Genomic DNA, 12,903 nt, shown 5'->3' on the forward strand with positions numbered 1-12,903 from the left:
TCCTCGCCGGGGGCCAGGCGTACGTGCGGCAGGGTGCCGGTGAGGGACACGGTGACCCGGCGCGGTTCCAGGAGTCCCGCCGCCACCGGGGGCAGCCGGGGCGGATACGGAAAGTAGTCGACCGGGTGGAGCGGCGTGATGTCCGCCTTGTCCCGGATCGGCCGGGACAGCGTGCGGGGACCCGGCGAAGCCGGCACCGACGGTCACGATCCGGGGTCGAGCCACGGGTTCGCCTCCGACATGGTCGCTCGTACGGGCTTACCGCGTCCCCCTGGGCAGGGAGGCCAAACGTCGAGGCGGCCGGGCGGCGCCCGGGGCCGCGGGGCGGCCGGGTTTCACCGCTGTCGGCAGGGTTACCCGGCCCCTGCCCTGACCAGCGCTGTCGCGGAGGTGCCCCTATGGCCGAGTACGGCTATTTCCTGTCGACCGAGGAGTTCGGTCCCGCGGATCTCGTCGAGCAGGCGCGGATGGCCGAGCAGGCGGGTTTCCAGCGCCTGTGGATCTCGGACCACTACCACCCGTGGAACGAGGAACAGGGCCAGAGCCCGTTCGTGTGGTCGGTGATCGGCGCTCTCTCCGAGGCCGTGTCCCTGCCGGTCCAGACGGCGGTCACCTGCCCGACGGTCCGGATCCACCCGGCGGTGGTGGCACAGGCCGCGGCGACCTGCGCCGTCATGACGAACGGCCGCTTCCGGCTCGGCCTCGGCAGCGGGGAGGCGCTCAACGAGCACATCCTCGGTGACGCCTGGCCGCCCGCGAACATCCGCCTGGAGATGCTGGAGGAGGCGATCCAGGTGATGCGGAACCTCTTCACCGGCGAGGAGGTCAATCACCACGGCACCCACTACACGGTGGAGAACGCCCGCCTCTACACGGTCCCGGACGAGCCGGTCCCCATCGACGTCTCCGGATTCGGCCCCGCGGCGACCTCGCTGGCGGCGCGCGTCGGCGACGGCTACATCACGATGACGCCCGAGGAGTCGATGGTGGAGCAGTTCCGCAAGGGCGGCGGGGGCGGCAAGCCGGTGAGCGGCGGCACGAAGGTCTGTTACGGCCCGGACCGGGACGAGGCGGTGCGTACGGTCCACCGGCTCTGGTCCAACCAGCTGCTGCCGGGCGAGATGGGCCAGATCCTGCCGACCCCGCGCCATTTCGAGCAGCTGGAGCCGCTGATCACCGAAGAGATGGTCGGCGAGAACACGGTGTGCGGGGACGACGTCGACGAGCACGTCACCGCCCTCAGCGCCTTCGCCGAGGCCGGCTTCGACCATGTGTACGTCAACCAGATCGGCCCGGATCAGCGCGGCTTCTTCGACTTCTACCGGACGAAGGTGCTGCCGCAGCTTCTGCGGGGCGCCCCGTGAGGGCCGGCTTGCACGACACGTGTGGGGCCCCGGCCGTCGGCGGGGGCCCCACTCACAGCTGTCGCCGCTCAGCGTCGCGGTCAGCGCTCACCGGGGTGGGGCGCCTCCGGGTTCACGTCGTCCTGACGCGGCGCGCGGCTGCCGCCGGCTCCCGGAGTCGAGTCGCCCGCACCGGGCACGCCGGTCAGGCCGCCGGGTGCGACGGACGGCACGGGCGGGTAGGGCATGCCGGTGCCGCTCGGGGGCCCGGCGGGGGCGGAGCCGCCGATGACACGGTCACGGCCGGTCGGAGCGGCCTCGCTGATCGGCGTCGGCCGGGACGAGGACGGGCGCGCCATGCCCCGCAGCACGAAGGCGATCGCGCCGAGCACGCCGGCCGTGATCAGTGCGGCGGCCCAGTCGGGCAGACCGAGCGCGAGCGCCAGGCCCAGGGCGAGTGCCAGCGCGGCGCCCGCGTACAGGGCCATGGCACCCGATGCCGCGTACAGCGAGGCGGTGCGCCGCTGCTTGCGGGTCTGTTCGCGCAGTTCGTCGCGCACGGTCTCCCGGGCGACCTGCGCCAGCTCGTCGACCAGGCCCTTGTCCAGATGTTCCAGATGTTCCATGCGGTCCATGCATTCCGGGTACCCGGCCGTCGCGCCGGGTAACGCCGTGGCCACCGGAACCCGCCCCGTTCCGGCCCGCGTTGGAGCGTCCGGACCACAGGCCGCCTCCGTCCGGGGCACGCACGCGGCGCTCACGTACCTCGCGGCGGAACGGGCCGGGCAGGGGATTCCGTACGAAACGATCTCCTCCTGGGCCGGTCCCAACTAGGCTCGTCCGCATGGAGATTCTGGGAGCCACGCTGCGTGTCTGCGTCGACGACCTGGAGGCTTCGGTCCCCTTCTACGAAAGGCTGGCGGGCGGCCGTGCCCTGCGCTTCGAGCGCGGTGGTGTCTCGGTCGCCGCGGTCGGCTGCTTCCTGCTGATGAGCGGACCCGAGGCCGAGCTGGACGTCCTGCGCAAGGTCGCCGCCACCATCGCCGTCAAGGACGTCGACGAGGCCCACCGGGTCCTCACCGACTCCGGTGCGCACGTGCTGGCGGGCCCGGTCGCCACCCCGGGCGGCCGCAACCTGATCGCGATGCACCCGGACGGCGCGGTGTACGAGTACGTGGACCGCAGAGGCGGCACCTCCGACGACTGAGGAACGGCCCCCGGCTCTCGGCTGTCGGCTCTCGGCTCTCGGGGGCGCCCCTGTGCGCTTCGTCGTCCTCAGTCACCCGGCGGCCGCATCCGGAAGTCGTACTCGGCCGGCAGCGCCTCATCGGTCACCCGGGCCCACAACTCGCCGATCGCCTCCGCGCCCTCCCGCAGATCGGCCACCTCGAAGCCCGCGTCGAAGACTCCGCGCGCGCCCTCCACGTCCCCCTCGGCCAGGAGCAGCCGCGCCTCGAGCAGCCGAAAGCGCCCCCGCGCGCGGACGGTCGGCAGCAGCCGCTCCCACACGGCCCGTGCCTCCTGCACCCGCCGCACCGCGAGCAGCGCCTCCAGTACCTCGTGGCCCAGCGCCGCGACGACGGCCGTCCACACCTCGCCGTCGTCGCGCCGTTCCCGGCACAGGTCCTCGAACGCCTCGGCGTACCGGTCGGCGGCCCGTTCGTGATGGCCGGACTCCCGGTCCGCGACGGCGAGACAGCGCAGCAACGGCCACAGCGACGGGGCGAGTTGGAGCGCGCGCTCCCAGCTGCGGACCGCCTGGGCCCGGTCGCCCGCGTGCCACTGGGCCACCCCGAGGTGGTATTCGGTGAGCGGCTGCGCGGGCGCCGTCTCGAGCATGTCCCGCCAGTGGCGCGCGACGAGTGTCTCGCCGGGCGGCCCGACCCGGCGCCGCTCGGGGAAGGTGCCGGACCGCAGGAGTTCCACCCAGGGGGCCTGCGCTTCCCCCAGCGTGCTCTCGTCGAAGGGCGTGCCGGGCACCTTGAAGGAGGCACGCAGCACTTCGAGCGCTCCCCAGCCGGAGCCGGCGGCCAGCACCTCGCCCGGTTCGGCGTCGGCGTACGGCAGCCAGGCCGCGTACGCGGCGTCCACGTCGGCGCGCGGCAGGGCCTCCTGCAGACGCGCCTCCGTCTCGGCCCGTGCCGCGCCCCAGTCCGCCCCGTGAACGGTCCCGGCGTCGGCGCTCAACGGGCCGTACGCCTCCAGCCAGGACACCTCGCTCTCCGCGTCGAGCCGTACGTGCTCCAGCTGGGTCCGGGCGAGCCCGGCCTGGATCTCGCAGTAGCCGCCGGTACCGGGCTCGGTCAGCCACTCCTGCCAGCGGCGCCCGCCGGGACCGGAGCCCCAGACGAAGAGCTTGCGCCCGCGCAGGGCATCGGTCGACGTCTGCACGAGTCCGTGGCCCTCGTCGTCCAGGGCGGCGATCCAGCGCCGCTGCCCGTCGGGCACCTCGTAGAAGTAGTCGGCAGGGTAGGTGCTGTTGAGCGGGTACGTGCGGTCGACGCCGTCGTACTCCGGCACCGGCACCCGGCGCAGTCGACGCTCGTACCCGAAGTGCCAGGCCTCCTCGGCCGGGGCGAGGACGCGGCGCTCCTCGGGCACCGCGATGTTGGACCACCAGTAGGCCGGGGCGGGCTTCTCGTGCGGATTGCGGACGCGTACGCCGACGTACAGGAAGTCGGAGTCCTCCGGCAGCCACAGGTCGACCTGGAAGGGCAGGTCGCGCAGCCGCTCCCACTCCCACAGGCGCAGCATCTCGCCGCCGTCGGGTCGTTGACCCGGGCGGCGTGCACGGGTGAGCAGGACAGGGTCGTGTGGCCCGTCGCCCCGATGTTCCACTCGATGCCGCCGGAGAACCAGGCGCCGTTGAGCGCGAAGCAGGCGGGCTGCAACACCGGGTTGCGGTACAGGAGTTCCCGGTGGGACGGCTTGTGGAGGAGCGAGGCGACCCGGCCGCCGAGACCGGGCAGTACGACGGCCCGCAGCCGGTCGTTCTCGATCACGATCGTGTCGATCCCGCGGGGCGTCCGCGCTCTGCCGTAGCCGTCCCGGATGCGCTCGGGCAGGACGCTGTGCAAGGGCTCGTAGCCGATCTGCCGGGCCATGTCGCGGGGCAGGCCCGCGCGGTCGCGCTCGTCGACTCGGTGCACCTCGTCGAGCGGGCGCAGCGGTGGCAGCGGGTTGCTCGGGCCCAACTCCGCGGCCGGCAGGGTCAGTACCTCACGTCGGATCGTCGTCACGATGACCATGGAACAGCGAGACGGAGGAGCTGGCCAGGGTGTCCGCTCGTCAGGATCCGGTCAGGATTGCGCAAAGGGCCGGGCCGTGGCCCCGGCCGCCCGCCTGATCACCGGCGTGGTCAAGGGGCCGCGAAGGCGTCAGCATGTTCCGCTTCCGCATGCGCAGCATCCGCGCCGAACGCGAGGATCACCGGGAAGAGTCCGCCGCCGCGCCGTCCCGGGTCATCTCCGCGGTGATCGCCCACCGTTCGTGGTCCCGCCAGGCGCCGTCGATGTGCAGGAAGTCGGGCGAGAACCCCTCGCGCCGGAAGCCGCAGCGGCGGGCGAGCGCGATGGACGCGGCGTTCCCGGGCTGCACGTTGATCTCCAGCCGGTGCAGGCCCATGGGACCGAAAGCGTGCGCGACGACGAGAGCGAGCCCCTCGCTCATCAGGCCCCGGCCGGCGGCGTGCGCGAACGCCCCGTAGCCCAGGGCCCCGCTGAGGAAGCCGCCCTCGACGATGTTGTTGATGTTGATGAACCCGGCGATGGCACCGTTCTCCCGCTCGCAGACCAGGAATCCGGCCTTCGTCGGATCCCCGATGAGCCGCTGGGCGTAGGCCGCGTAGGCGTCGGTGCCGGTGGGCGGGAAGAGCCACGGGTGGTGCAGGTCCTTGCTCTCGCGTACCCGCGCGGTGAACTCGGCGCCGTCTTCCAGGGTGCAGTGCCGTATGCCCACGAGGGCGCCTTCGGCGAGGTGAGGGGCTTTCTCAGGCATCCCGCCACAGTAGCGAACAGGCGTACGCACCCTCAGCTCCGGCGCCTGACGAGATACGCCCCGCAGAGCCCGCCGATCAGCCCGGTGCCGAGGAGTGCCATCCACAGCGGCATGGTCACCTCCGGGATCAGCAGCCGGATCCTGGTGCTTCGGGTGTTCTCGAAGACGAAGATCAGGGCGAGGACGGCCAGCGCGACGACACTGACCCTGCCGGTCGTCAGCGCCCCGCCATGGCCGCTCCCGCCACCGCCGGAGCTTTCGGAGGTCTTCGGGCTCATGCGCCCAGCATGGTGGCCGGGCCGGGAGCACGCGCGGCGAGGAGTGCCTCCGGGTGGGCCCCGGGGCCGTACGGGTGACCCACCCCGCACGACCCACCCGCAGGGCCCGCGAGGACGGACGACGGCCCGGCGCCTCGGGACTCAGGACCCGACGACCGGCAGCCGCAGAACCCCGGTGTCCTCGGACGTGCTGCTGACGGTCACCGGCTTCACTCCCCTGTTCCCGAAGTACGCGTCGTCGCTCGCCGCCACGACGAACCGCAGCCGGTGCCCCACCTCGTACCGGTGCACGATCCCGGGCAGGGACACGGTGAACGGCTTCGTCACGTCCGGCACCCGCACCGGTGCCACCAGCCGGTGGACCAGTGTCCTCGTCCCGTCGGGCGCCACGTCGTAGAGCTTGGCGAAGAGGACCAGCTTGTCCGCCGCGTTCCCGGAGTGCTGCACCCGCTCGGCCGCGCGCGAACCGACCTCGAGGGTCACCTCGGGCGCGCCGACGACCTCCACGGGCGCCGTCAGCGATTCGCTCGTCCAGGCGAGATACGTGCCCGCCGTGTCGTACGGCGCCGGGTCGGGCAGGCCGATCAGCCCGGCGAGGGAGCTCTCGGAGTGGCTGGTGGGGACCAGCCGGTTGCGGTACCCGCGGCTGCCCGTGGAGACCTTCTTCCGGTCGTCGACGAGCTTGCCGTCGCCGGAGAGGTACAGCGTGCGGCTGAGCGCGGGCACTTGTGAGGCGGTGGCGTAGGTGCTGTCCGGGTCGGTGATCCAGTCGCGGTAGTACGCGAACGCGGGCCCGGTGTCCACGCCCGTGTCCCCGTGCAGATAGCGGTCGAACCAGGCGAGGATCCGCTTGCCGACGTAGCTCGTCTCCAAGTTGCCCTGGCTGAGATTGAGTTCACCGCTCGCCGGGTCGGTGAGCCCGCCGCTGTGTCCCCAGGACTGCCAGATCATCTTCGCGGTGGTGCCCTGCGCCTTGAGCGTCTTGTACGTCGCCGTCGCCTCGTTGAGATTGAAGAGGGTGTCGGCCTGGCCCTGGACCAGCAGGGTCGGCGCCTGCACGTTCGGCAGGTACGACACCGGGGACACGCTGTGCGCGTAGTCGAGCAGCGGCCCGGTGCGGTCGGCCGGGTAGCTCCCCGAGTTGAGCGTCCGCACGGTCGCGCAGGCCTCGCTCACGAAGTGGAGGCAGGTGAGCGAGTTGATCCGGGAGGGGTCCAGGTTCGGCTCGAGCAGGGGCTGGCCCTCGCCCAGCAGGTAGAAGCCGTTGCTCCACTGCCACTTGAAGGCGCCGGGCACCGCGCCGGCACCGGCGGCGCTGTTCGGGTCCAGCGAGTACGCCAGGTCGTTCCAGGTGATCAGCGGGACCAGCGCGTCGACCCGGTGGTCCACGGCGGCCGTCGCCAGCTGCACGGCACCGCCGTAGGACCCGCCGATCATCCCGACCCGGGGGTCGCCCGTGCCGTCCAGGGTGACGAAGTCGGCCTTCGTGCCGTCGTCGGCGGCGCGGCGGCCCGCCAGGAAGTCGATGAGCCCCGACGCGGCCGCCCCGTCGATCCTCGGGTCGTCGAGGGAGATCAGACATCCCGATCGCCCCGACCCGAGCCCCGAGTAGGCGAGCCCGACATAGCCGCGGGCCGCGAACGCCTTGGCGGTCGCGTCCGTCGAACCGTCCGACTTGCTGCCGCCGAAGCCGTTGGTGGTGAGCACGGCGGGGGCGGTGTGGGTACGGTCCGCGCCGGCCGGGCGGTACAAATCGGCGTCGATCGTGCAGGCGCGGCCGCCGATCCGGACCGTCAACTTCAGCGGCGTGACGCTGTACGGCCCGGTCGCCGCGGCGGGCGCGGCGAGCGCGAGCGGCGCCGTGAGCGCGGCGCCGAGGAAGAGAGCGAGCGGGGCACGGCATCTGCGCACACGAGAGCGACGGGACACGAAGACCTCCACACTGAGGACCACCCGGATACCGACCGTTATGTAGCGGATGGTAATCGCGTTGTGACGCGTGTCCAGACGCGGGTCAATCTCCGTGTCGCGGGTTTCCTGACGGACCCTCAGCGAACATGCCCTGTCTCGCCCTTGGGCCGCCCCCGGGGCGCCCTCGTCGTGTTCCGGGCTGCCCCCTATACCTTTCCGGGTGCTGCGGCTCAGGCCAGCGCGGGCTCCTCCAGCGTCAACGTGCCCGCGACCGCGTTCAGTTCGGCCGCCACCCCGAACGGAATCGTCAGCGCCCCCTCGCCGTGCCCGAAGCCGAACTCCTCCACGACCGGCACCCCGAGCCCGCCGAGCCGGTCGGCCAGCAGGGCCCGCACCTGCGCGGAGGGCGAGCAGTCCACCCAGGAGCCGAGCAGGATCCCGGCGACCCCGTCGAACCAGCCCGCGCGCAGGAGCTGGGTGAGATACCGGTCCAGGCGGTACGCCTCCTCGCCCACGTCCTCCAGGCAGAGCAGCCCGCCCCGCGCACTCGGCCGGGCGTACGGGGTGCCCAGCTCCGCGGCGAGCAGCGAAAGACAGCCGCCGAGCAGGACGCCCCGGGCCTGCCCCGGCACGAGCGCGCTGCCGCCGCCGGGCGCGACGATGGTGCGGACCGTCTCCGGCTCGAAGAGCGTCGCCCGCAGATGCTCCTGCGCCCGCGCGTTCTTGAGGAAGTCGATGCCGGCCGCCATCGGCCCGTGCAGGGTGACCAGACCGACGCGCGCCGCGAATGCCTCGTGCAGCGCCGTGATGTCGCTGAAGCCCAGGAACACCTTGGGGCCGGCCGCCGCGATCGCGTCCCAGTCGAGGAGGTCGACCATGCGCTGCACGCCGTATCCGCCACGGGCACAGAAGACGGCGGCCACGTCCGGGTCGCACCAGGCGGCCTGGAAGTCGGCGGCCCGGTGGGCGTCGGTCCCCGCGAGGTAGTCGAACTCGGCGTGCCGGTCCAGGACATGGGGGGCCACGACCGGGTCGAGGTCCCAGCCCCGCAGCAGGTCGAGGCCCGCCTCCAGCCGCTCCTCGGGAACGGGACCGCTGGGTGCGACGACGGCGACCCGGGCGCCGGGTGCGAGGCGTGCGGGACGGGTCAGGGGCTTCACTTCAGCAGCTCCAGAGTGGGGATACCCGGCGGATTCAGTCCGAAGACCTGGGCGTACAAGGAGAGTTCGGACTCCAGCACCCGCACCATCGTGTCGGCCCGGCGGAAGCCGTGGCCCTCGCCCTCGAAGGCGATGTAGGCGTGCGCGACGCGCCGCCCCTCGCCCTCCAGTCCGGCGAGGAACCGCTCGCACTGCGCGGGCGGGCAGATGACGTCGTCGAGGCCCTGGAGGAGCAGGAAGGGCGCGGTGATGCGGTCGGCGTGCGCGGCGGGCGAACGCTCGGCGTACCGGCCCGGCACCTCGGCGAGCGGCCCGACCAGCGTCTCCAGATACTGCGACTCGAAGTCGTGGGTCTCTCCCGAACCCCATGCCCTGAGGTCGAGGATGGGATAGAGGATCGTGCCGCAGGCGTAGACGTCGGTGGCCGCGAGAGAGGCGGCCGTCGTCCAGCCGCCCGCGCTGCCCCCGCGGATGGCGAGCCGGGCGCGGTCCGCGGTGCCCTCCTCCGCCAGCGCGAGCGCGACGGCCGCGCAGTCCTCCACGTCGACCACGCCCCACTGCTCGCGCAGCCGGTTGCGGTACTCCCGGCCGTGCCCGGTCGAACCGCCGTAGTTGACCTCGGCGACACCGATGCCGCGCGAGGTGAAGTAGGCGATCTCCAGGTCGAGGACCAGCGGCGCGCGGCTCGTCGGACCGCCGTGCGCCCACACGACGTACGGCGGGAGCTCGTCGCCCGGCGCGACATGGTCCGGGTGGTGGGGCGGATAGATGTGGGCGTGGATGTCACGGCCGGCTGGGCCGGTGAAGGTGCGGATCTGCGGTTCGGGGTAGTACGCGGGGTCCACCGGGTCGTCGTGCCCGGCGCCGATCACGCGGGCGCGGCCGGTGCGGGCGTCCAGCTCGACGACCTCGTACGCGCTGCGGGGGCTGGCGCCGATGCCGAGGACCCGGGTGCCGTGCGTGGCGAGCGTCGGGGTGAACTCCGTCCAGGGTCCGGCCGCGTCCACCACCTCGCCGGTCTCGGGGTCGAGTATGCCGAGCGTGGTGGCACCCCGGCCGTGCACGACCGCGATCAGGCCGCCGTCCAGCGGCGCGAACCAGCGCTGCCCGATCCGCCACAGCGGTCCGCCGAACTCCTCCGCACGGCTGCACAGGGCGGTCCGACGGCCGTCGTCCCCGATCCGGTACAGATTCCACCAGCCGGTGCGGTCGCCGGCGCAGAGCAGGCTGCCGTCGGCCGCCCAGTCGACCTGGGCGATGGACTCCTCGGGGCCGCCCGCGACAGTGCGTGCCTCGTGCAGGGTGCCGTCCTCGGCGACCTCGGCGACGACCAGCTCCGTGCCGTCCCACGGCATGCGCGGGTGGTCCCAGGCGAGCCAGGCGGCGCGCCGCCCGTCCGGCGAGAGACGGGGGCAGGTGACGAACCGGTGCTCGTCACCGGTGAGTTCACGGACCGCGTCCCGGTCCTCGGCGGCCGAGCCGTCCAGCGGCACCGCGGCGACGACCCGCCGCACGTCCGTGGAACCCTCCCCCGTGAACTCCTCCAGGACGCACCACACTTCGCCGCGCTCGGGCCGCAGCTGAGGGTCCACCCAGCGCAGCCCGCCGCCCACGGAGGAGACGGGCGTGAGCGGACGTGGCCGCGCGTCGGCGGCATCGGGTTCGTACCCGTACAGCCGCTGGTCGGCGAAGTCGACGAAGACGACCAGGGGTCCGGCCGGGCGCATGATCCCGGCCCACGGCTGCCCGCCGTACTCGATGACCCGGCTGCGTACGTTCCACGGGGCGGGGAGCAGTGATTCCTCCGCGCCGTCCGCCCGTCTGCGGACGAGTGTGCGGCGGCCGCTCTCGGTGGGGCGTGGCTCCGTCCACCACGCCTCCTCCCCCACGAAGCCGACGAACTCGGGCCGCCCGTCGTGCGCGGCGGCGAGCGCCGCGTCGATGGGCGAAGGCCACGCACCGTACGCCAGGGTCTGCACCATGTCCCCCACTTCGCTAGGCCGTGCGCAGAAATCGGTCGAGGACACGGACGCCGAAGTGCAGCGCCTCGACTGGGACACGTTCGTCGACCCCGTGGAAGAGGGCCTGGTAGTCGAAGCCCTCCGGAAGTCTGAGCGGCGCGAACCCGTATCCGGTGATGCCGAGGCGCGAGAACTGCTTCGCGTCCGTGCCGCCCGACATGCAGTACGGCACCACATGCCCCTCGGGCGCGAACTCCTCGACGGCCGCGCGCATCCTCGCGTACGTCGCCGAGTCCACCGGCGCCTGGAGTGCCACCTCGCGGTGGTGGAACTCCCACTCCACGTCGGGACCGGTGAGCCGGTCAAGAGTCGTGCGGAACTCGTCCTCGCCACCGGGCAGAAACCGGCCGTCCACGTATGCCACGGCCTCCCCGGGAATGACATTGACCTTGTAACCGGCTTCCAGCATGGTCGGGTTGGCGCTGTTGCGGACGGTCGGCTCGACGAGCGCGGCGGCGGGGCCCAGCTTCGTCAGCAGCGCGTCGACGTCCTCCAGGTCGCCGTCGATGCCGTACACCGCGGCGAGTGAGGTGAGTGCGGCGCGCACGGTGGGGGTGAGCCGAAGCGGCCACTCGTGGGCGCCGATGCGGGCGACGGCGGCGGCCAGCCGGGTGACCGCGTTGCTGCGGTTCACCTTGGAGCCGTGGCCGGCCCGGCCGCGCGCGGTGAGCTTGAGCCAGCCGGTGCCGCGCTCGCCCGCCGCGATCGGGTAGAGCTCTCTGCCGGCGCCGTCGTGGAACGTGAACGCCCCCGACTCGCTGATGCCTTCGCTGCAGCCCTCGAAGAGCCCGGGGTGCCGGTCGGCCAGGAAACCCGAGCCGTCCTCGGCGCTGGCCTCCTCGTCGGCGGTGAACGCGATCACCAGGTCGCGCCGGGGCCGGACGCCGTCCCTGGCCCACCGGCGGACGACCGCGAGGATCATCGCGTCCATGTTCTTCATGTCGACCGCGCCGCGGCCCCAGACCACTCCGTCGCGGATCTCCCCGGAGAACGGATGCACGCTCCAGTCCTCGGCCCGGGCGGGCACCACGTCCAGATGACCGTGCACCAGCAGGGCGTCGGCCGAGGGGTCGGTGCCCTCGATGCGTGCGACGACGTTCGTCCGGCCCCGGGTGCGCTCCAGGAGCGTGGGCTCCAGGCCCGCTTCGGCGAGGCGCTCGGCGGCGTACTCGGCGGCCGGGCGCTCCTGGCAGTCCCCGCCGCCCCGGTTGGTGGTGTCGATGCGGATGAGGTCGGAGGTGAACCGGACGACCTCGTCGAGTGACTGTCCGCCGATCCGGTCGGCCGCCCCGGGAGCCGCCTGCCCCGCCGTGTGCTCAGCCATACTGCTCCTCCACCGCGGCCGAGACGATCGTGGTGACCGCTTTGAAGGCGCGGATGCCCTCGTACATGGTCTCGCTGGTGTACGCCACCTTCCGCTCGCCGGTGCGCGCGACACCCGGCACGACGGTGGCGGCCATGGCGAGATGCTCGGCGTCGAACTCCAGGGCCACGGTGAACGGGCCGCCCCTGACCGGCTCGTGCCGCACGGCGAGCGCCGCCGCCTCCTTGGCCGCCGCGCGGATGTCGGCGGCGGTGCGCCCCGGGGTCCGGCACACCGCCGCGTAGCGCGACACGTGGTCCTTGACGGCGACCTTCAGTGCCCCGGGCGCGTACCCGAGCGCGTCCTCGCAGGCCACGTCGTCGCCGGTGACCAGGACGACCGGCACCCCGTACTCCGCGACGACATGGGAGTTGAGCAGGCCCTCGCTGGCCCGGACGCCGTTGACCCACACGCCGGTGATCGAGTTGGCGAGGTAGGTGTGCGCGAGGACGCCCTCCATGCCGGCGCCCGCGTGATAGCCGACGAAGGCGATGGCGTCCACGTCTCCGTGCTGCACGCCCTCCACCATGGACAGCGACTTGTGCCGGCCGGTCAGCATCTCCGCTCTCTCGTCCAGCTGCTCCAGGAGGAGATTCCGCATCGACCAGTGCGCCTCGTTGATCAGCACCTCGTCGGCGCCGCCGTCGAAGAAACCGAGCACGGCGGCGTTGACGTCGGAGGTGAACATCGAGCGGCACCGCTCCCACTGCGGTGTGCCCGGCAGCACGTCGGCCGGCCAGGTCACACCCGTGGCGCCCTCCATGTCGGCGCTGATGAGGATCTTCATGCCTCGAAACCGTACGCGCATCCGTCGAGCGGGGAACAGACCTG

10 protein-coding genes and 2 pseudogenes are annotated in these 12,903 nt (G+C 72.7%); 2 read left to right on the forward strand and 10 right to left on the reverse strand.

Features of this window, described 5'->3' with window-relative positions; all coding sequences use genetic code 11:
• Positions 1-2: 2 nt before the first annotated feature.
• A pseudogene (locus ACFVYF_RS18440) lies at positions 3-225 on the reverse strand (NAD(P)/FAD-dependent oxidoreductase); the annotation flags it as partial.
• Between the two features lie 173 nt (positions 226-398).
• Between ACFVYF_RS18440 and ACFVYF_RS18445 the strand changes: the two are divergent.
• Entirely contained in the window at positions 399-1,364 is a 966-nt protein-coding gene (locus tag ACFVYF_RS18445; RefSeq protein ID WP_389456488.1) for an LLM class F420-dependent oxidoreductase, read from the forward strand.
• 80 nt (positions 1,365-1,444) lie between these two features.
• Here ACFVYF_RS18445 and ACFVYF_RS18450 read toward each other — a convergent pair whose 3' ends face one another.
• Positions 1,445-1,978 carry a phage holin family protein gene (locus ACFVYF_RS18450; RefSeq protein ID WP_389456490.1) on the reverse strand — a complete coding sequence of 178 codons (534 nt, stop codon included), beginning with the start codon at positions 1,976-1,978 and terminating at the stop codon, positions 1,445-1,447.
• Positions 1,979-2,187: 209 nt separating this feature from the next.
• Between ACFVYF_RS18450 and ACFVYF_RS18455 the strand changes: the two genes are divergently transcribed.
• On the forward strand, positions 2,188-2,550 hold the full coding sequence (locus ACFVYF_RS18455) for a VOC family protein (RefSeq protein WP_389456492.1): 363 nt from the start codon (positions 2,188-2,190) through the stop codon (positions 2,548-2,550).
• Between the two features lie 68 nt (positions 2,551-2,618).
• Here the strand turns inward: ACFVYF_RS18455 and ACFVYF_RS18460 are convergent.
• From ACFVYF_RS18460 to ACFVYF_RS18495, 8 genes and pseudogenes are all read right to left on the reverse strand, one after another.
• Positions 2,619-4,591, reverse strand: a pseudogene (locus tag ACFVYF_RS18460) (DUF5107 domain-containing protein).
• Positions 4,592-4,769: 178 nt separating this feature from the next.
• Complete coding sequence (locus ACFVYF_RS18465) at positions 4,770-5,339, reverse strand: GNAT family N-acetyltransferase (protein ID WP_389456494.1); 570 nt, start codon at positions 5,337-5,339, stop codon at positions 4,770-4,772.
• Positions 5,340-5,371: 32 nt separating this feature from the next.
• Complete coding sequence (locus ACFVYF_RS18470) at positions 5,372-5,617, reverse strand: DUF1049 domain-containing protein (RefSeq protein WP_389456496.1); 246 nt, start codon at positions 5,615-5,617, stop codon at positions 5,372-5,374.
• A gap of 141 nt (positions 5,618-5,758) precedes the next feature.
• Positions 5,759-7,558 carry a CocE/NonD family hydrolase gene (locus tag ACFVYF_RS18475; protein ID WP_389456794.1) on the reverse strand — a complete coding sequence of 600 codons (1,800 nt, stop codon included), beginning with the start codon at positions 7,556-7,558 and terminating at the stop codon, positions 5,759-5,761.
• A gap of 200 nt (positions 7,559-7,758) precedes the next feature.
• Positions 7,759-8,688: an LD-carboxypeptidase gene (locus tag ACFVYF_RS18480; protein ID WP_389456498.1), complete on the reverse strand. Its 930-nt coding sequence runs from the start codon at positions 8,686-8,688 to the stop codon at positions 7,759-7,761.
• Positions 8,685-10,670 carry an LpqB family beta-propeller domain-containing protein gene (locus ACFVYF_RS18485; RefSeq protein ID WP_389456500.1) on the reverse strand — a complete coding sequence of 662 codons (1,986 nt, stop codon included), beginning with the start codon at positions 10,668-10,670 and terminating at the stop codon, positions 8,685-8,687. Before ACFVYF_RS18485 ends, ACFVYF_RS18480 begins: the two co-directional genes overlap by 4 nt.
• Before the next feature lie 13 nt (positions 10,671-10,683).
• Positions 10,684-12,033, reverse strand: a complete 1,350-nt coding sequence (locus ACFVYF_RS18490) for a M20/M25/M40 family metallo-hydrolase (protein WP_389456502.1) — start codon at positions 12,031-12,033, stop codon at positions 10,684-10,686.
• Positions 12,026-12,859, reverse strand: coding sequence for a M55 family metallopeptidase (locus ACFVYF_RS18495; RefSeq protein WP_389456504.1), 834 nt, complete (start codon positions 12,857-12,859; stop codon positions 12,026-12,028). The genes ACFVYF_RS18490 and ACFVYF_RS18495 overlap by 8 nt, the downstream gene beginning before the upstream one ends.
• Positions 12,860-12,903: the final 44 nt, after the last annotated feature.

The sequence above is a fragment of the Streptomyces sp. NPDC058274 genome (assembly GCF_042881375.1).
Classification (GTDB): Bacteria; Actinomycetota; Actinomycetes; order Streptomycetales; family Streptomycetaceae; genus Streptomyces.